This window comes from Floricoccus penangensis (assembly GCF_001832885.1).
Classification (GTDB): Bacteria; Bacillota; Bacilli; order Lactobacillales; family Streptococcaceae; genus Floricoccus; species Floricoccus penangensis.
Map to the genome: position 1 here is coordinate 130,081 of NZ_MKIQ01000003.1, position 20,074 is coordinate 150,154.

20 protein-coding genes and 2 tRNA genes are annotated in these 20,074 nt (G+C 34.2%); 2 read left to right on the forward strand and 20 right to left on the reverse strand.

The genetic code is table 11. From position 1 onward, the window contains the following. Window position 1: 1 nt before the first annotated feature. The 11 genes from acpS to BG262_RS01735 all read right to left on the reverse strand — a co-directional run bounded on the left by acpS (window position 2) and on the right by BG262_RS01735 (window position 7,624). The gene (gene acpS, locus BG262_RS01685; RefSeq protein WP_070787236.1) at window positions 2–361 is read right to left on the reverse strand and encodes a holo-ACP synthase; all 360 of its coding nucleotides are present in this window, start codon (window positions 359–361) and stop codon (window positions 2–4) included. Beyond that, window positions 354–1,073: a pseudouridine synthase gene (locus BG262_RS01690; RefSeq protein WP_070787157.1), complete on the reverse strand. Its 720-nt coding sequence runs from the start codon at window positions 1,071–1,073 to the stop codon at window positions 354–356. The genes acpS and BG262_RS01690 overlap by 8 nt, the downstream gene beginning before the upstream one ends. Window positions 1,074–1,120: 47 nt before the next feature. Beyond that, window positions 1,121–1,705: an SMC-Scp complex subunit ScpB gene (gene scpB, locus BG262_RS01695; protein WP_070787158.1), complete on the reverse strand. Its 585-nt coding sequence runs from the start codon at window positions 1,703–1,705 to the stop codon at window positions 1,121–1,123. Next, window positions 1,683–2,426 carry a segregation/condensation protein A gene (locus BG262_RS01700; RefSeq protein ID WP_070787159.1) on the reverse strand — a complete coding sequence of 248 codons (744 nt, stop codon included), beginning with the start codon at window positions 2,424–2,426 and terminating at the stop codon, window positions 1,683–1,685. Before BG262_RS01700 ends, scpB begins: the two co-directional genes overlap by 23 nt. Then, on the reverse strand, window positions 2,419–3,159 hold the full coding sequence (gene xerD, locus BG262_RS01705) for a site-specific tyrosine recombinase XerD (protein WP_070787160.1): 741 nt from the start codon (window positions 3,157–3,159) through the stop codon (window positions 2,419–2,421). The genes BG262_RS01700 and xerD overlap by 8 nt, the downstream gene beginning before the upstream one ends. A 12-nt stretch (window positions 3,160–3,171) precedes the next feature. Continuing rightward, window positions 3,172–3,657, reverse strand: coding sequence for a cyclic-di-AMP-binding protein CbpB (cbpB, locus tag BG262_RS01710; protein ID WP_070787161.1), 486 nt, complete (start codon window positions 3,655–3,657; stop codon window positions 3,172–3,174). Continuing rightward, complete coding sequence (locus BG262_RS01715; RefSeq protein WP_070787162.1) at window positions 3,647–4,162, reverse strand: metallophosphoesterase; 516 nt, start codon at window positions 4,160–4,162, stop codon at window positions 3,647–3,649. Before BG262_RS01715 ends, cbpB begins: the two co-directional genes overlap by 11 nt. Continuing rightward, window positions 4,159–5,169, reverse strand: coding sequence for a nucleoside-triphosphate diphosphatase (locus tag BG262_RS10325; protein ID WP_083312861.1), 1,011 nt, complete (start codon window positions 5,167–5,169; stop codon window positions 4,159–4,161). Before BG262_RS10325 ends, BG262_RS01715 begins: the two co-directional genes overlap by 4 nt. After that, window positions 5,166–5,957, reverse strand: coding sequence for a glutamate racemase (gene racE / locus BG262_RS01725; protein ID WP_070787163.1), 792 nt, complete (start codon window positions 5,955–5,957; stop codon window positions 5,166–5,168). The genes BG262_RS10325 and racE overlap by 4 nt, the downstream gene beginning before the upstream one ends. Window positions 5,958–6,014: 57 nt before the next feature. Next, complete coding sequence (locus BG262_RS01730; protein ID WP_070787164.1) at window positions 6,015–6,251, reverse strand: YneF family protein; 237 nt, start codon at window positions 6,249–6,251, stop codon at window positions 6,015–6,017. 119 nt (window positions 6,252–6,370) lie between these two features. After that, a complete protein-coding gene (locus tag BG262_RS01735; RefSeq protein WP_070787165.1) occupies window positions 6,371–7,624 on the reverse strand; it encodes a diaminopimelate decarboxylase in 1,254 nt (417 codons plus the stop codon). 207 nt (window positions 7,625–7,831) lie between these two features. Between BG262_RS01735 and BG262_RS01740 the strand changes: the two genes are divergently transcribed. Further along, on the forward strand, window positions 7,832–9,232 hold the full coding sequence (locus BG262_RS01740) for a D-alanyl-D-alanine carboxypeptidase family protein (RefSeq protein WP_083312862.1): 1,401 nt from the start codon (window positions 7,832–7,834) through the stop codon (window positions 9,230–9,232). Between the two features lie 89 nt (window positions 9,233–9,321). On the opposite strand, the gene lepB is transcribed toward BG262_RS01740, so the two are convergent. From lepB to BG262_RS01765, 5 genes are all read right to left on the reverse strand, one after another. Then, window positions 9,322–9,951 (reverse strand): signal peptidase I, encoded by a 630-nt coding sequence (gene lepB, locus BG262_RS01745; RefSeq protein ID WP_070787166.1) that lies wholly within the window; start codon window positions 9,949–9,951, stop codon window positions 9,322–9,324. 66 nt (window positions 9,952–10,017) lie between these two features. Then, window positions 10,018–10,089 (reverse strand) — tRNA-Gln (locus BG262_RS01750). A 27-nt stretch (window positions 10,090–10,116) separates the two neighbouring features. Continuing rightward, a tRNA-Tyr gene (locus BG262_RS01755) sits at window positions 10,117–10,197 on the reverse strand. A gap of 78 nt (window positions 10,198–10,275) precedes the next feature. Further along, the gene (locus BG262_RS01760) at window positions 10,276–10,479 is read right to left on the reverse strand and encodes a DUF2969 family protein (RefSeq protein WP_070787167.1); all 204 of its coding nucleotides are present in this window, start codon (window positions 10,477–10,479) and stop codon (window positions 10,276–10,278) included. A gap of 136 nt (window positions 10,480–10,615) precedes the next feature. Beyond that, window positions 10,616–11,635, reverse strand: a complete 1,020-nt coding sequence (locus tag BG262_RS01765) for a branched-chain amino acid aminotransferase (RefSeq protein WP_070787168.1) — start codon at window positions 11,633–11,635, stop codon at window positions 10,616–10,618. A 106-nt stretch (window positions 11,636–11,741) separates the two neighbouring features. Between BG262_RS01765 and BG262_RS01770 the strand changes: the two genes are divergently transcribed. After that, window positions 11,742–12,572 (forward strand): mechanosensitive ion channel family protein, encoded by an 831-nt coding sequence (locus BG262_RS01770; protein WP_070787169.1) that lies wholly within the window; start codon window positions 11,742–11,744, stop codon window positions 12,570–12,572. 23 nt (window positions 12,573–12,595) lie between these two features. Here BG262_RS01770 and budA read toward each other — a convergent pair whose 3' ends face one another. The 4 genes from budA to metK form a co-directional block, all read right to left on the reverse strand. Continuing rightward, on the reverse strand, window positions 12,596–13,306 hold the full coding sequence (budA, locus tag BG262_RS01775) for an acetolactate decarboxylase (protein ID WP_070787170.1): 711 nt from the start codon (window positions 13,304–13,306) through the stop codon (window positions 12,596–12,598). 133 nt (window positions 13,307–13,439) lie between these two features. Further along, the gene (gene rny / locus BG262_RS01780) at window positions 13,440–15,020 is read right to left on the reverse strand and encodes a ribonuclease Y (RefSeq protein ID WP_070787171.1); all 1,581 of its coding nucleotides are present in this window, start codon (window positions 15,018–15,020) and stop codon (window positions 13,440–13,442) included. Window positions 15,021–15,227: 207 nt separating this feature from the next. Further along, window positions 15,228–18,656: a pyruvate carboxylase gene (locus tag BG262_RS01785; protein ID WP_070787172.1), complete on the reverse strand. Its 3,429-nt coding sequence runs from the start codon at window positions 18,654–18,656 to the stop codon at window positions 15,228–15,230. Between the two features lie 199 nt (window positions 18,657–18,855). Continuing rightward, entirely contained in the window at window positions 18,856–20,046 is a 1,191-nt protein-coding gene (gene metK / locus BG262_RS01790) for a methionine adenosyltransferase (protein WP_070787173.1), read from the reverse strand. Window positions 20,047–20,074 lie beyond the last annotated feature (28 nt).

Genomic DNA, 20,074 nt, shown 5'->3' on the forward strand with positions numbered 1-20,074 from the left:
TTTAACTCTTTTCTAAGATAACAAATGCGATAGCTTCAAGATTTGAATGACTAATCGAAATAAAAACATTTCCTAATTCATTAAAAGGTGACTTACTAAAGTATGGAGCCCCTTGGTTATTATTAAGTATTTCTAAATCTTGAAAGCTTATTTCCCCAATTCCACTTCCCCAGGCTTTTGAAAATGCCTCTTTTGCCGCCCAGCGACCAGCAAGGTACTCAATTTTTCTTTGACCTGAATATTTTTCAAAAATTTCAAGTTCAGATATTGTCAGTATTCGTGCTGCAAAGCGATTGCTTTTTTCATATGCTTTCTCAATGCGAGAAAGCTCTATATTATCAATTCCAATATTCTTAATCATTTTTTGCCATATTAACAAGTTGGCTTACTTCTTTTTTACTTAATTTGCGATATTCACCTGGAGCAACACCAGCAAGATCAAGTGGTCCATATTGTACACGACTAAGTTTTTGAACTGGAAGACCTACTGCTTCAAACATTTTTTTAACTTGGTGATTACGGCCTTCATGAATAACAAGGCTCACAACACTTGTTTTTTTAACACCGTCAGTTTTCAAAATTGAATAAGTTGCAGGCTTTGTTTTACGACCATCCAGTCTAACACCATGTGTTAAAGGACGAAGATTTTCCTTATTCGCTTGACCTTCAACTTTCGCTACATATACTTTTTCAACTTCATGACGAGGGTGAGTCATAAGATTTGCAAATTCCCCATCATTTGTCATCAATAGTAGACCACTAGTATCCCAGTCAAGTCTACCCACGGGATAAATACGTTCTTTTACACCATGGAAATAGTCCATAACAGTTTTTCTACCCTTTTCATCACTTACGCTTGAGATAACTCCACGCGGCTTATTGAATAGAAAGTAAACAGGTTCTTCACTATATGCTGAAATTCCATCAACTTCTACTCGATCTCCTGCTTTAACCTGATAGGCAAGATCAGTCATCATTTTCCCATTAACCTGAACCTGACCAGATTTGATTAATTCTTCAGCCTTACGACGACTTGCGATACCCGCATGGGCTAAATACTTATTGATTCTCATTTATTAAATTCCTATTTTCTATTAATTGCTATATTGCCAATTATTTTCTAAATATCTTCAGAAAGTTCTTCTTCTATAGTTAGATTACCATCATCAAAAAGTGAAACTTCTTCAATATCTAATTTACTTTCATCTACTTGAGGTAGTTCCTCAAGTGAGTTAATTCCTAGATAGTCTAGGAAGAAGTCAGTTGTTGCATATAAATTTGGACTACCAATTACTTCTTTTTTCCCAATAACTTTTATTAAGTCAAAAGTTAAAAGAGTTGTAATAGCACCCTGTGAATTAACTCCGCGAATATTATCAACTTCAATTCTTGTTAAAGGTTGCTTATAAGCAATAATAGACAATACCTCTAAGGCAGCCTTTGACAAAGACTGGTTGATTGGAGTTTTAGCATAATGTTGTAAAAGCTCCTTGAAAATATCCTTGCTAGTCAGTCTATAACGACTTGCAGTTTCGATAATAGTCAATGCGCACTCTTCATCATTTTCGTATTTTTCTTTTAATTTGTCAATTTGCTGTTGAGTTGCTTGTGGGCTAATGGACATTAGACTGGCTAAATCTCTGATTGTTAGCCCTTCTTCCCCTGCTACGAAAAGCAAGACCTCAAGCATTGCCGTCTTGTTCAAAAGTAGTTTCCACCTTTTCTAAAATAATTGAACCAAAAATTTCTTGCTGACTACAAGAGATAGTTTGGGTTTTAATGAGCTCAAGCGTAGCTAAGAAAATAGTTATCATCTCATCCTTGTTTACCGATGTCGAAAATAAATCAGAAAACTCAACACGACCTCGTTCATTAATAATCTGACTTACCTCTATAATTTTTTCCTCAATAGAGAAAGAATCACCAACAATCGTGTTATTCTCATCTCTTAACTCTCGTCTTTTTTGCTCAAGAACCTTATTAAAGGCCAAAAATAAATCTATACTATTTTTGTCGAAAGCCAGCTCAACATCATCTGCAGCGATTTCAGTTTTTTCTTTGGAATAAAAACCGGCTCTATAAGTATGTAACTCCTGTAGATCTGCTGATAAAAGCTTAAACTTACGATATTCATCAATCTGATTTAAAAGTTCTTGTTCTAAATCTATTGTATCATCCTCAAATTCATCCGTCACTGTTGGTAAAAGTCTACGGGATTTAATAAGGATGAGTTGGCTTGCCATAACCAGATATTCACTTGCAAGCTCTAATTCCATTGTTTTCATAGAATTAACATATTCAAGATACTGCTCAATAACTGAAACAAGTGGTACTTCATAAATATCCATCTTGTATTGACTTACAAGATGGAGTAGTAGATCTAGAGGTCCTTCAAAATCTTTAATTTTAATCTTTATATCATTCATTCTTATAATATTTTTCTAGTGTTGCCGTAGTTGTAAGACCTAATTTACCAGCTAAATCATGAATTTTCATTCCTCTAGTAACTTGGCGAAGAATATATTGCTCTCGTAATTCTTGGGCTGTTAGGGGAGTATATTTCTTTAATTCATAGTAAAGAAATTGTCTAGATTTTGAGAATAGTTCATCACCATTAGTTATACTACGTGAAATAAGTATAAATTTATTAGACATTGGAATAATCCTTTTAAATCCATTTTTTGTTAGGGATAAAATTTTGAAATTCCAATCAAAATCACGCCAACTAAGAGACTGTATTTCTGTAGGGGTTAGACCAAATTCTATTATTAGTAGGGCGATAAATTGCCCAACAGATTCAATTTGCCCATAAACATCTGGTAACTTTACAACCCGAGGTATTTTCACATCATTTTGAACCTTTTTAACTTTTATTTGTTCAAGTTGAAGATATTGTGAAATATTACCTTTATTGTATGAATATTTCAAGAACTGATTGATAGCTGAAATCTTTCTTTTAGCAGCAGTCTGACTCAGACCATCAGCCAAAAGTTTTTGCCGATAAATATCTAAATTTGTCTTTGTCAAATCGCGTTCCTCCATGAAGGACGCAAAGGCTCTTAAATCATAAAGATAATTATCATATGTATTCTTAGTTATACTTTTACTTGCCAAGTATTCCAAGATTCTTTCTTCATTGATTACAGAGTTTTCTGCCATATTACTACTCTCTTATTTCTTTAAATTTTTTTCATTTTCTGGTATTTTTTCTATTCTGTAATGCTTTGGAAAATCATGTACAAAAGCACTAAACGCCTTTAAAATTTCTTGTCTAGGAATGATTCCTACAAACTCTTTATCATTTAAAACAGGTAGAAATGACTGTTTTGTAAGTTTACGTAAGATATCTTCAAAAGAATAATTAATCTGAACCGTTTCAATTTCATTATTTACAATTTCTGAAATATCTGTTTGAGTACTTTTTTCATAAAAGAAATCATGAGCATTTTCAAACTCAACGATTTCTGTTAGTCCTAAGATACCAACAAACTCTTTCTTTTTGGTAATAACAGGTACGTTTGAATATTTATATTGACTCAAAAGTAACTTGGCGTGAGCAACATTATGTTCATCAATTAAAACCGCGACATCTTTTGCAGGTTTCATGAAGGTTTCTGTTTGTGCCAGAAGGAAATCTTCTATTTGTCTATCTATCATATTTTAATTGGAACTCCAAATCTTTTATAGGTTTATGATCTCTTGTGAGATATTGTATATGATAACCTTCATTATTTAACTCAAGCTTACAATACATTTTTTCATGATGATCCCCACGAGGTTGACTTATACTACCTGGATTTAAAAATAAAATTCCATCTTCAATCGTAGCAACTGGTCTGTGAATATGACCGAAGAAAGCAATATCGGCTTTCTTATCCTGCGCTAAAAGCTCAAGTTGTTTCAGACCAAAATTTACACCATATAAATGCCCGTGTGTAACAACGATTTTTTTATTCTCAGCATTGATAGTGGCAACCTCTGGATAACCTGAGTCGAAATCACAGTTTCCTTCAACAACAGTAATTCCTTTCCAAACTGGATCACTACTTGGAAGTTCTGAATCACCACAATGAATTATTGCACTTGCAGTTCCCTTGTATTTATCCTTAATTTCTTCAACAATTTCACGATCACCGTGAGAGTCACTCATAATAATAATCATTTTGCCCACTCTCCCCATACTTGTAGAAGCTTTTCTAAAGCTTTTGCTCGATGCGAAATTTTATTTTTTTCTTCTAAAGGCAACTGTGCAGCAGTTTTCCCTGTTTCCCCAACTTCAAATAATGGGTCATATCCGAAGCCGTTCTCTCCTTTAGGAATAGTTGCAATATAGCCATCCCAATCAGCTTCAACTACTAAAGATTCTTTACCTGGAGCCGCAACTACTAAGGTTGTATGAAATTGTGCTGTTCTTCTTTCGGGAGTAATAGCAGTACTTGATAATTCATGTAATAGTTTTGCATTGTTAGCAGCATCGGTCGCCTTATCACCGGCAAACCTAGCACTCCAAACACCTGGTAAACCACCCAAAACATCAACCTTCAAGCCAGAATCATCAGCTAAAACCATTTTCCCAGTTAGTTCAGATATAGTTTCTGCTTTAAGTCTTGCATTTGCTTCAAAAGTTGAACCATTTTCTTCAACTTCAGGTAATTCAGGATAATCATTTAGATTTTCAACTGTATAACCTAATTTTGAAAACATTTGACGAAATTCTTTCGTTTTACCTTCATTATGTGTAGCAATGAGAATTGTCTTATCCTCACTAATTTGATATTTTTTATCTTTTTTTACAAAGTCAGGTTTTAGATTCAAAGTGTCAGAAAGTTTCTCACTGTCGAAGTCTCCATAAGTCTCCAAATGAATTAATTTACCATCTAGATATGCTGAAAAGACTCCATTTGAAAGCTGATACTGAAAATCTTTTCCAGTAGCAGTACGAACCATTTCAAAGAAAAGATCAAATACTGCATCAGTTTTATCTTCTACAGAAAAAATTTCTATACCAAAACTCTCGCTATCATTATCCTCAAAAAATTTTTTGAAAAAATTTTCAATTGGTAGAAACTTTTCTCTAAAATTTTCTTCAAAACTATGAATCAGAAGAAAACCATTAGCATCTAACTTACCAAATACGTTATTTTCTACATCTTTAAAAATTTGACTCATAAATCAACATGCTCCACTTCTACGTCTTGATTTAACCATGTGTCTGCAATTTCTTTAAAACTTTGGACATTGGCTGTTGTATAAAATTTATGATTTAATATTTCTTGCTCAATTCCATTGATTTGGAAATAATCAAGCAACATTGAAATATCACTAACTGTTTCAGCACCACTATCAATCAGTTTAACGCCTGTCCCCATTACATTTTGAATTATTGGTCGTAATAAGGGGTAATGAGTACATCCAAGAACTAAAGTATCAACTTTCCCTGTAAGTTCTTGCAAACTCTCGTAAATTACTTTTTTAGCAAGCGATGAATTTACTTCATTACTTTCAACCAAAGGTACAAAACGTGGACAAGCCAAGCTATATACTTTGATTTTAGGTGACTTAAGGTTTATTACTTTCCTATAACTGTCACTCTCTATGGTCATCTTAGTTCCAATTACACCAACTTTATCAGTTTTTGTAGATTTAATTGCTGCTCTTGAACCAGGTAAGATAACCCCTAAGATTGGTACATCAATTTCCTTTTTTATTTCCTCCAAAGCGACTGCTGTAGCAGTATTACAAGCTATCACAATCATTTTTACATCTTTGCTTAAAAGAAAATTTACTAATTGCCATGTATATTCTAATATTTGTCTAGCAGGTCTTGGACCATAGGGTGCCCTGGCTGAGTCACCAATGTATATAACTTCTTCATGAGGTAATTGACGCATCAATTCTCTAACTACTGTAAGTCCTCCAACACCTGAATCTAGAACCCCAATTGGTCTTTTATCCATGATATCACCTAAATTTTCAGAAAATAAAGGGGCAGAGCATCATGCTCAAGCCCTTCATTATTTCTTACTAACTTCTTGTTTTGCAGAATTTTTGATTTGACGAAATACTTGTTGAACTTGAGTTTCACTTGGTTTGCGTCCCATTGAGCTCATCATCATACGTACTGCGTCTTCATTTAATGGTGGGTTATCAGCCATCATTTTCTTAACTTGAGAACGAGTTAAGAAAATACCACCTGCAAAACCTGCTGCTGCAGCTACTAAGATTAATAAAATAGCAATTCCGATGTTCATAATTATGTATATATCTCCTTATTGATTGTTCATTAGGTAATTATACCAAAAAAGTTATGTAAAGAAAAGTTGAAAGACAATATTACTACTTAAGTACTAGTAAATTCTTACCAATCTACTTATTCAGAAAAATCAAATCCGTATAGGGTTGCAAAGTAATCTTCTGGAACTTCTGCACGCCTTATCATACGTGGGCTTCCATCTTCTTGTAACAATATTTCCGCACTTCTTAGTTTAGCATTATATTGATAGCCCATTGAAAAACCATGAGCACCTGCATCATGAATTAAAAGAGTATCACCAATTTTAATTTCAGGCATCATTCTTTCAACAGCAAATTTATCATTATTTTCGCATAAAGAACCCACTATATCTACTTTCTCAGTTGGTTCATCGTCATACTTACCATTTATGCTAATGTGATGATAAGCCCCATAAAAAGCTGGGCGCATCAAATTTACAGCACTGGCATCAACTCCAATGTATGTTCTATAAGTATTTTTTCGATGCAGTACTTTAGTAACTAATAAACCATGGGGTGCCAACATATATCTACCTAACTCAGTGTATATTTTGACCGAAGTAAGACCATGGGCACTAAGAACCTTGTCATATGCTTGATGGACTCCCTCACCTATTTTAAAGATATCATTTTCTTTTTGATTTGGTTTGTAATTGACCCCAATGCCGCCTGAAAGATTAATAAAATCAAGGTCTACACCTGTCTCTTCCACCACTTCAACTGCAAGTTCAAATAACTCTTCAGCAAGTGCTGGATAATAATCGTTAGTTACTGTATTACTAGCTAGAAAAGAATGGATACCAAATTTCTCTACTCCCAGTTCCTTTAGTTCTTTAAAGGCTTGAATAAGTTGTTCCTTTGTCATCCCAAATTTAGATTCTTGAGGACTATCCATAATATCAGTTCCAAGTGCAAAAACTCCGCCTGGATTGTAACGACAAGATATTGTCTTAGGAATTTCAACTGTATCCTTTAATAACTCAATGTGTTCATAAGCATCAAGATTGATGATTGCTCCAATTTTAGCTGCATATTCAAACTCACTTGCTGGTGTGTCATTTGATGAGAACATGATATCATGTCCTTTAAAACCTAATTTATGACTCATTAGTAATTCAACATAACTAGCACAGTCTACTCCACAGCCTTCTTCCTGTAAAATTTTAAGTATGGCAGGTGTTGGTGTTGCCTTAACTGCGAAATATTCTTTAAAACCTTCGTTCCATGAAAATGCTTTATATAAATCACGCGCTTTTTGTCTAATCCCTGCTTCATCGTATAAATGAAAAGGAGTAGGAAATTGTTCTGTTATTTCATCCAGTTTATTTTTATCTACAAATGGTTCTTTCATCATAGTCCTCCATATTTTTATAATATTCTAACATATTCTGACAAAATAAAAAACCGAAGAAAGAACAATATATATAATATTTTTTAATTTAAAAGTGATATAATTGTTCTATTATTTTGTTTTCTTTTTTTGAGAAAATTATTTTTTATTTATGAAAGGAATGTTTTGAAAAGTAAATTTATAAAATTTTTCTGTCTTAGTATATTAATGTCAGTAAATTTTTTATCCCCCAAAAACACATCAGTATTCGCTGAAGAAACGGACTTAGGACCTACAGGAGATTTCTACCAAATAACCAAAGAATATGGTTATACTGTTGATAGAAAATACAAACCTAAATCATCTATTATGATTGATGCTCAAAATGGTCAAGTCTTATGGCAAGATAACCCTGATGAGATCCGAGACCAAGGTAGTATGGCAAAAGCTATGACTATGTTTATTGTCTATGAAGCGATGTCAGAAGGTAAATTTAACATGGATACGCTTGTAACGGCTTCTCCTACTGATCAACAAATTAGCCAGATCTTCGAGGTAAGTAACACTCCGTTAGTTGCAGGTGTTCAATATCCGGTTAGTGAACTTATAAAAATGTCCTTTATTCCATCTTCAAGTGCCTCAACAATTATGTTAGCTAATTTGGTATCTAATAATGATGCTGGAAAATTTATTGATATAATGAATGAGAAGGCTAAAGAGATTGGTATGACTAACACTCATTTTAATAATTGTTCTGGAGCACAAGCAATTGCTTTCAAAGGCTTATATACACCTCAAGGTTATGATGCCCAAGCAGGTAATCAAACAACGGCTCGTGATTATTCTATTTTAGGCTATAATATTGTCAACAAACATCCTGAAATATTAGAGATTACTAAAAATGCTAGTCTAACTATTATGAAGGGTACACCTTATGAGGAGAAAGTACAAAACTATAACTATTCTCTACCAGGAAATATTGCTCCTAATGGTAAATCATATGCCTATGAAGGTGTTGATGGTATAAAAACAGGGTCAAGTCCAATTGCTGATTATAACTATATGGCAACTTGCAAAAAAAATGATATGCGTGTCATTGAGGTAATAATGGGTGTTGGAAACTGGGATGATGAGGATAGTGAATTCAATCGTCATCTATACGGTAATGCACTACTTGATTACGCTTATAGTAATTTTTCTAAGGAAGTAATATTACCTGCTGGAAAACATACTATCGATTCGAAAAAAGTTAAGACTGATGGTGATTTAGTTGCTGTCAAACCAAAAGACAGAGATGGAACATTTACAATTTCTGATAAGGATGTCGTTTACAATTCTCCTCTCCCTTTTGTAAGTAAAACTATTCCACAAATTGAAGTTGCATATGAAAAGACTAGTTTATCGTATAGCTCAAACAAAGCAAATAATGATAAAAAAACTCCGACTAATAATAGTTTCCGAAGTTTCATTAAAAAAATATTATTAATTTTTGTACTTTTATTATTCTGCTTGTTAACACCTAATCGAATTAGAAATCGTAAAAAAAATAAATTTATTATTTCACTTAAATTATTAAGTCTTTTAGTTGTTACTTGCCTAACTTTATCAATTGTACTGAATATTATTTAGTATCAAAGCCTGCCATATTTGGCAGGTTTTTTTTGCTCAAAAAAAGCACTTAGTTGTCAGTGCCTAATATCAGTGCCTAATATATGTACTTATTTTTCAGTTATGGATGACTCTGTTGTTTCTGTGCCACCAGTATCAACCTTAAAACCATTTTCAAATTTCGCTTCATCATTTTGAACAAAACCAAAATCCTTTAATGGAAATACCTTGAATGTAATTCTTCCATAAATATCTGATTTATCAATTAATCCAAATTTACGACTATCGTCAAATACCTTACGATTATCATTTAAAATAATATATTTATCTTTTGGTAATTTTTGAATATTTTTTCCAGTCAAACTAGAAACAGAGAAGTCCGCATTATATTCTTCATCAGGGTTTTCTTTTAGAAAAGCAGTTTCATTCTTTTTAATGTATGGTTCTTTTATTATCTTTCCATCAATATAAAGAATATCGTCAAACATTGTAACTTCTTGACCTGGAATTCCAATAACTCGACCAATATATTTTTTATCACCATTTCTATAAGCTACTAAATCTAAATTTTCAAGCTTACTCTTCTTAAGAGCAAGTACTTGTTCAGATTTTGTTAATGCTGGTGCCATATTATTGTTATGAATTCTTATTGGTTCAAACACATAAATTCTTAACAGAATTAAAGCACCAATTAATAATGCCGTGATAATCAGTCTAGTATATAAATCTCTTTTTACCATTTTCTACTCCTAGAACTTTTAGCTATAATAAAAGGTGGTCCATCCCACCCTACTTGATTAATATTACTGGGGTAGCTGGATTCGAACCAACGCATGAGGGAGTCAAAGTCCCTTGCCTTACCGCTTGGCTATACCCCAAAAATTGACTCACTAGAAAACTAGTAATGGAAGGGGAGGGATTCGAACCCCCGAACCCGAAGGAGCGGATTTACAGTCCGCCGCGTTTAGCCTCTTCGCTACCCTTCCATGGTTAAAATATATTTCAAAATCAACAGATATTATTCTATCAAATGTCTGCTGATTTTTCAATACTAAAATTAAAAATTATAGAGATAAATTATAATTTTTAATTGCTTCCTCTAGTGCAACTGAATAATTTTTATATTGTGCCTTATCTTTACCACTTTCTCTTAGTAAGAATTTACCATCGTTTTCGATAATTTCAGCAACAATTTTTTTGCCAATTACTAGGTTTACACCTGCATCTGTATCCACTACTTGGATTTCAATATCTTTCTTTTTACTCATAAGTATATTCTACAAAAAAACTAGACAGTTTTCAAGGCGAATGAGTTGAAGCGAAAAGTTTTTTCTATGGGAAATTTATTAATTTACTATTATGTTTACAAAAAAAGGACTTACACAAGTCCTAATAATATAAATTTTATACTTTGAAAATCCAACCTTCTGGGGCTTCAACATCACCAAATTGAATTCCCACTAGTTCATCATATAGTTTTTTTACAACTGGACCGACCTCAGTTTCACTATAAAAAACATGAAAATCATCTTTATTTTGAATTCCACCGATTGGTGAAATTACTGCTGCTGTACCACATGCACCTGCTTCGATAAAATGGTCTAAGTTGTCTATTTCAACTTCTCCTTCAATTGCTTTCATGCCTAAACGGTTTTCAGCTAAGTAAAGAAGCGAGTATTTTGTGATACTCGGTAAAATTGATGGACTAAGGGGTGTAATAAATTCGTTATCTACTGTGATACCAAAGAAATTCGCACTTCCTACTTCTTCTATTTTTGTATGTGTTGCTGGATCAAGATAGATTACGTCACTAAATCCACGATCTTTTGCAGTATCACCTGGAACTAGACTAGCTGCATAGTTACCACCAACTTTTGCTGCACCAGTACCATAAGGAGCTGCTCTGTCATAGTCATATGAAACAATGAAGTTCGTTGGTGCAAGTCCACCCTTGAAGTAATTTCCAACCGGCATAGCAAAAACTGTAAAGATATACTCAGGAGCAGCATGTACACCTATTGTATTACCAACCCCAATTAATAATGGACGAATATAGAGTGTTCCGCCTGTTCCGTATGGAGGTACGAAATCTTCGTTTGCTTTAACTACTTGTTTAACAGCATCAATAAATTTATCTGTTGGTACTTCAGGCATCATCAATCTTCTTGCGGTTCTTTGGAGTCTTTCAGCATTCTTATCAGGACGAAATAGATTAATCGACCCATCTTTTGTCCTGTATGCTTTTAAACCCTCAAATCCTTGTTGTCCATAATGTAGAGCTGTGCTAGCTTCTTCAAGATGTAAGGTTGAGTCTTCTGTTAAGGCGCCTTCATCCCATGATCCGTCTTTAAAACGTGAGATGTATCTAAATGGTAGTTTCCTATATTCAAATCCTAGATTTTCCCAATCAAGTTCCACTGTCATTTCATATCCTCCTAGATTTCTGATATAATAATATTTAATAATTTTAGACTTTTTTTTCTATAAATTCAAGAGATTTTTAGAAAAATTCAGAAAATTCGAGGTATTTATGAATTTATTAAAAAACGTTGATTGGAATGAACTTTTTAAAAATGTAGGAAATAAACTTTTCTACATAGCAATAACTAGTATCTTATTTTATATATTATATAAATTCTGCAAAAAGATTGTGGAACGTTTCTTCAAAAATTATTCCCAAAAGTCTTGGTCAAATACTAATTGGACATTAACATTTTCAAGAATTGCTCAAAGTGCTTTGCAGTATATAACTCTTTTCTTATATATATACACCGTCTTAGATATTGTCGGAATTCCTATGAGTAAACTTCTCGCAGGTGCTGGATTCTTTGGTGTTGGCTTAACTCTAGTTGGAAAAGATTTACTATCAGATATAACAAATGGTTTTTTTATTATCTTTGAAAATCAAGCTAGCGTTGGTGATTATGTTTCAGTTGTTAATATGCCCGCAGCAATTGGTCTTGTTAAATCAGTTGGTATAAGAAGCTTGGTATTAATAGATGGTAATGGATCAATTATCTATGTACCAAATCATAATATACAAAGTATAAGAAATTTTTCAAAAGAAACCTATAAACTTTATATTGACCTACCTTTAGCAAACAGTTCAATTGAAAACCCAGATACGATTTCAAAAGAAATTACTAAAGTTAATAAAAATATTTTTTCTCAAAATAAAGATCTTTTTATTGAAGAACCAACTTATATTGGGATACACGATATAAATAATTCAGGATTATTTATACGTAACCTTGCTAAAGTAAAATATACAGATCGTGGGAAGGCAGAAGCTCTCCTCATGGAGGGGTATTTAGAACTTAATTTGAAGTCAGAAAAAGAACAGTCAAAATCAGAGAATTAATTCTGATTAAACTGTTCTTTTTTCTATTCACTTAAATCAATATCTTTTTTCAGTCTCTCAACGTCAAGGTCAGCACGTAAGAAATTTTTATCATTTGTTGGGAAGCTTTGTTCTAATTCATGAACTGGCCCTAGTTCAAACTGTCCTTTTTCAAGAACATAATCTAAGACATGTCCTCCAAATGAATGATCATCAGACAAGAAATGTAAATGGAAGCCTGCAACGCTCACACCATGGAACATTTCTGGTGTCCAAATACCTACTACAGTACCTTTTACATTCTCTTCAATATATTCTGGTTGAACTTCAGCCACTTTGGCAAAACGTTCACCATTTTCAGCACGTGTTATCATTCTAACATGCATCTTTTTAAAAGTACCTTCAATTTTTATTGAACGGAAAAGGTTATATCCATCGAAATAACTTTCCATTTTCTCAGAAAGATCTTCACTAGTTATTTCAGTTCTTTGGATACCAATTACTTCTGCTTCATGAGGAATCACCGCAGCATATGGTACCAATGAATCTCCAGGTAGTTCTGTAATTGTTTTATCCCCACGAGCTTGGTATGCTTTACCGTCTAAAACAATAAGTTCACCATCTATTGAATCAACTGTTCCGATTCCTAAATCTCCGTGGGTTAAAAGTTCATCAATTGTTAAATTTCCAGCATAAAGTCCTGCCATTAAAGCACTTAGAGTATTATGTTGGAAAAGTTTAATTCTGTCTGTCATTAATAAATCCTCCACTCACCATTATAAAACAAAAACGCTATAACTAAAACAATAAAATTTAGGAATTTACTCACAAAGAAATATCTCCACTTAAAGTCAACAAAAAAACAGCCTAGGCTGTTTTTTTAACAAATTATTTTGCATAGTCAATGGCTCTTGTTTCTCTGATAACTGTAACTTTAATGCTACCAGGGTAGTCCATTTCCTCTTCAATTTTTTGTTTAATTTTATGTGATAAGACTGTAGCCTTATCATCATCAATTTTACTTGGATTAACAAGTACACGTACTTCACGTCCTGCCTGAATAGCAAAACTTGAATCAACACCATCAAATCCATTTGAAATTTCTTCGAGGTTTTGTAATCTCTTGATATAATTATCAATTGATTCACGACGTGCGCCTGGTCTTGCTGCACTAAGAGCATCTGCGGCCGCAACCAATACTGCAATAACACTTGTTGGCTCTGTATCGCCATGGTGACTTGCAATTGTATTTACAACTACTGGATTTTCCTTGTACTTCTTAGCAAGTTCTGCTCCAATCTCAACGTGGCTTCCTTCAATTTCATGGTCAAGAGCTTTACCAATATCATGTAAGAATCCTGCACGTTTAGCGAGAGCTACGTTTTCACCCATCTCACCTGCAAGTGCTCCTGCAAGAGTTGCTACTTCAACAGAATGATCAAGAACATTTTGACCGTAACTAGTTCTGAAATGCAAACGTCCCATGATTTTGATTATATCTGGATGTAATGTATGAGCACCAACCTCAAAGGCTGCTTGTTCACCATATTCCATAATACGTTTATCAAGTTCTTTACGATTCTTTTCAACAAGTTCTTCAATTCTCGCTGGATGGATACGACCATCTTGAACAAGTTGTTCAAGTGTTAAGCGAGCAATCTCACGTCTTATCGGATCAAATCCTGATAAAACAACTGCTTCTGGTGTATCATCAATAATTACATCAATACCTGTTAATGATTCAAAAGTACGAATATTACGGCCTTCACGACCAATAATACGACCTTTCATTTCATCATTTGGCAAAGTAACTACTGAGACCGTTTGTTCACTTACAAAATCTCCACTAACACGTTGCATTGCTAAAGAAATAATATTTCTAGCACGCTTGTCAGCTTCAGCATTTGCCTTTTCTTCACTAGCACGAATAGTTTGAGCTAATTCACGAGTAAGTGATTCTTCAGTATCTTCTAATACTATTTTCTTAGCTTCTGCAGTAGACAACTGAGCAATTCGCTCTAGTGCCTCTTGTTTCTCTGCATCAAGCTTGTTCACCTCTTGTTCACGCTGTACAATTTGCTGCGTTTTTTGCTCAAGATTATCTTCTTTTGAATCGAGATTCAATTCCTTTTGTGTCAAGGCATCGTCTTTACGATCTAATATTTCTTCACGTTGTTTTAAACGATTTTCTTGTTTCTTAAGTTCTTGCCTACTTTCTTCAAATTCATTTTCAATCTTTAAGCGATAATTTTGCCCCTCCTCTTTCATCGCTAAACGGGCTTCTTTTTTCATATTTTCTGCATCACGCTCAGCATTGAGAGTTAAATCATTAGCTTTATTCTCTGCATTTTCTATCAATGTGTCAGCATCAAGCCGATCTTTATTTAGACGAATATTGCGCAAGATAAAACCTGCAAACAAACCAATTACAGCACAAACGAGAGCAATTACGACATTAATTGCTAACATTTTACACCTCAATTGTTATATTTGGTACTCATAAAAATCTTCTATTAGTACTCTATTATTTTAACATAATTTAGGCATTTGGTCAAAGTTAGTGAAGTAATTATTGTTATTTTTTTTACAAAATTTATCACAATTTCCAAAGACAAAAAAATAAAGACAGGAGTTATATTTATCCTGCCTAAATCATTAAATTTCAAAAATAAAATATTAATCTTTATCTACTTCAATCAGCAAATCTCCTGATTCAATACGATCGCCTTCGGCAACAAAAATTTCTTTTACAGTTCCAGTAAATCTTGCTTGAACTGAAGTTTCCATCTTCATTGCTTCAGTGATAAATAGATTATCTCCTTTTTCGACCTTATCACCTACTTTTACAAGAACTTTAAGAACAGATCCCGACATAGTGGCACCAATTTGGTTGTCATTTGTCAGATCAGCTTTCGGTCTCTTACGGCTAGTAGTTTTGGAAGATGCATCATGAACCACGATTTCTCGTCTTTGACCATTGAGATTGAAGTAAAGTGTCCTGTTACCATCCTCATCAATATCACCAATTTGGTCTAGGCGAATAAGTAAATCTTTACCTTTTTCAAGGTTAAAGTTAATTGCCTCTCCTACTTCCATTCCTCGGAAGAAAGTCGCAGTATCTAGTAATTTTATATCAGCAAATTGTTCATAAGCCTTACGATAGTCCAAAAATACTTTTGGATACATAATATAGCTTAAAACTTCTTCATGCTTAGGTTTATAGCCTATCAACTCTTCCAGTTCTGCTTCAACCTCTTTAAAGTCAACAGCTTTTGCCAGACTACCAGGTCTTACAGTATAAGCTTCCTTGTCTTTAAGAATCAACTTTTGTAGGTCTTTTGGAAAACCACCGACAGGTTGACCTAAATCACCGCGGAAGAAGGAAATTACAGAGTCAGGGAAACTCAAAGCTTGACCTTTTTCAAAGATATTTTCTTCCGTAAGATCGTTTTCCACCATAAATAGTGCCATATCACCAACAACTTTCGACGATGGAGTAACTTTCACAATGTCCCCAAACATCATATTAACGGTATGGTACATTTTGGTAACTTCATCCCAACGATCACCAAGACCCACGCCCTTAGCCTGTTGTTGAAGATTAGAGTATTGACCACCTGGCATTTCATGCATGTATACCATCGGTTGAGGTCCAGTTACACCGTTTTCAAAGGCCTTATAATTTTTACGAGCACCAAGCCAATATTGATTGATTTTATCAGCATTTTCAACATCAAAATCAGGTTGTCTATCAGATCCTTCAAGAGCATAGTAAAGACTTGTCATACTTGGTTGACTGGTAGCACTACTCATAGCAGGAATTGCAAGGTCTACTATATCAACGCCGGCACGGACTGCTTCCGCATAGGTAAAAATACCATTTCCGCTTGTATCGTGTGTATGAAGGTGAATTGGTAAGTCAGTTGCTTCCTTCAATTCAGAAATCAAACGATATGCAGCCTGTGGTTTAAGAAGTCCAGCCATATCCTTAATAGCTATGATATGCGCTCCTAAAGACTCAAGTTCGCGAGCCATGTTCTTATAATAATCGACTGAATATTTTTGTCTTTCGGGATTATTAATATCACCAGTGTAACAAATTGTCGCTTCAGCAATTTTCCCTGCATCACGCACTGCTTGAATTGATTTTTCCATTTGAGGAACCCAATTCAAACTATCAAAGATTCTAAATACATCAATACCTTGTCGTGCTGACTCTCTAATGAATTCTTCTAACACATTATCTGGATAATTAGAATATCCTACAGCATTTGATCCTCTAAATAGCATTTGTAAAAGAGTATTTGGCATTGCTTTTCTAATTTGTCTAAGTCTATCCCATGGATCTTCAGTTAAGAATCGATAAGCCACGTCAAATGTTGCTCCACCCCACATCTCAGAAGAAAATAAATTAGGCAAAGCTTTTTCAGTTAACGAAGCGATATCTAATAAATCTTTTGTACGAACACGTGTAGCTAATAGACTTTGATGGGCATCACGGAAGGTAGTATCAGTTAAAAGAAGTTGATTTTGGTTTTTAACCCATTCAGAGACTGCATCAGCACCATCTTGGTCAAGAACATTCTTTGCTGTAATTATTTTTTTATCAGATTTATTAAGCTTTTTTGGAATATAGATTTCTGCCGGATGTTTCTTTTCTTTTTCAACACCTGGGAAACCATTCACTGTAATTTGACTAATATATTTAAGGGTCTTATTACCACGGTCTCTTGTAGCTGAAAACTTGAATAAATCAGGGGTATTATCAATAAAGGTAGTTAATACTGTTCCGTTTTGGAAATCTGGGTGACTAATTACATTGTTCATGAATGGAATATTAGTCTTGACTCCACGAATTCTGAACTCTTTCAAGCAACGTTGCATCTTTTGGATAGCTTGTTCAAGACTTGTCCCATGAGTACAGAGCTTAACTAAAAGAGAATCATAATAAGGAGTTACGACTGCACCAGCATATGCATTCCCAACATCTAAACGTACTCCAAATCCACCTGGTGAACGATAAGTATCAATTTTTCCAGTATCAGGCATAAAGTCATTCAAAGGATCTTCTGTCGTAATACGACATTGAATAGCTACTCCTTTATGTTCGATATCTTTTTGTTCTGGAATTCCAATTTCCTTATGCAAATCTTTACCTTGGGCAATCAGAATTTGAGACTGAACAATATCAATATCAGTAATCATTTCAGTAATTGTATGCTCTACTTGAACACGAGGATTTACTTCGATGAAGTAAAAGTTATCTCCTTCAACTAGAAATTCAACAGTTCCTGCATTGATATAACCAACGTGTTTCATGATTTGAACTGCAGCTTGACAAATTTTTTCTCTTTGCTCGTCAGAAAGTGACACACAAGGGGCAACTTCTACTACTTTTTGGTGGCGTCTTTGAACTGAACAGTCACGTTCAAATAAATGAACAACGTTACCATGTGTATCTCCTAAAATTTGAACCTCAATATGTTTAGGGTTTGCAATATATTTTTCAGCATATACTTCATCATTACCAAATGCAGATTTTGCTTCACTTTTAGCACGATCATAGCCTTCACGAGCTTCTTTGTCATTATGAGCGATACGCATTCCGCGTCCACCACCACCAAGAGAAGCTTTAATCATTATTGGATAACCATGTGTATTACCAAATTCAATAACTTCTTCAACTGAGTCAACAATTCCATCGGTACCTGGTACAGGGCTAATTCCAGCATCATATGCAGCTTTTTTAGCCTTAATCTTATCTCCAAAAATATCTAAATGGTGAATTGATGGTCCGATAAAAGTAATTCCCTCATCTTGACAACGTTTTGCCAAATCAATGTTTTCAGATAAAAAACCATAACCTGGGTGAATTGCATCAGCTCCAGACTCTTTAGCAATACGGATAATATCTTCTATATCTAGATAAGCGTCAATTGGTTTTTTACCCTTACCAACTAAATATGCCTCATCTGCTTTGAAACGGTGCACTGAATATTCATCTTCAGCTGCATAAATTGCGACAGTTGAAATTTTCAACTCTGTACATGCTCTAAATACACGAGTTGCAATTTCACCCCTATTTGCGACTAAAACTTTCTGCATAAAAAATATCCTTCCATTAATAACTAGGTTTGCAACAAGTATAGCATGGATATTGTGCATTAATTTGTTCTTTTACAAGAAATCGGTTTCATTTTCAATGTTTTCTGAAAATAAAAAACAAGTAATCAAGCCAGTTTTGGTCGAGTTACCTGTTTTTTATATTAATTTTGACTACTAAAATTAGAGTTTTTCTAAAAAACTAATCTAATAGTGCTTTTAAATCTTCTACTTTATCCAATTGTTCCCATGGAAGTTCGATATCTGTACGACCAAAGTGTCCGTATGCTGCTGTCTGACGATATATTGGGCGGCGTAGGTCGAGCATCTTGATGATACCAGCTGGACGAAGATCAAAGTTTTTACGGATAGCTTCAATTAGCTTATCATCGTCAACTTTTCCTGTTCCAAAGGTATTGATATTAATACTGATTGGTTGTGCAACACCGATAGCATAAGAAAGTTGAATTTCTACTGTATCAGCAAGTCCAGAAGCCACGATATTTTTTGCAATATAACGCGCTGCATAAGATGCAGAACGGTCAACCTTAGTAGCATCTTTACCAGAGAATGCTCCACCACCATGATGTGCATAACCTCCGTAAGTATCAACGATAATCTTACGTCCAGTAAGACCTGAGTCTCCTTGAGGTCCACCAACTACGAAGCGTCCTGTTGGGTTGATAAAATATTTTGTATCCTCATCAAGTAAATCAGCAGGAATTACTTCCTTGATTACCTTGTTAATTACATCTTCTCTTATTGTTTCAAGAGTTACTTCTTCAGCGTGTTGGGTTGAGATTACAACTGTGTCAATTCTCTTTGCAGAACCATCTTTGTTATATTCAACCGTTACTTGGCTTTTAGCATCTGGTCTAAGATAATCAATCTCACCAGATTTGCGTAAATCAGCAAGTTTTTTAACCAGTTTGTGGCTTAATGAAATTGCTAGAGGCATTAGCTCAGGTGTTTCGTTAGTAGCATAACCAAACATAATACCTTGGTCACCTGCACCAATTAAATCAAGCTCGTCACGGTCTTTATTACCACGAATTTCAATAGCTTCATCTACTCCTTGAGCAATATCTGGTGATTGCTCAACTAGGCTTGGATGAACTCCAACTGTTTTGTAGTCGAATCCAAAAGTTGCATCAGTATAACCGATTTCCTTAATTGTATTACGTACTACAGTATTTATATCTACATATGCATCAGTCGTGATTTCACCAAAAACATGAACACTTCCAGTGTATACTGCGGTCTCAGCAGCAACACGCGCATATGGATCATGTTCTAAAATCGCATCTAAAATTGCATCAGAAATTTGATCGGCAATCTTATCTGGATGCCCCTCTGATACACTTTCACTTGTAAATAAAATCTTCTCTGTCATTTTTGTTTCCCCCTACTTTCTATTTTTC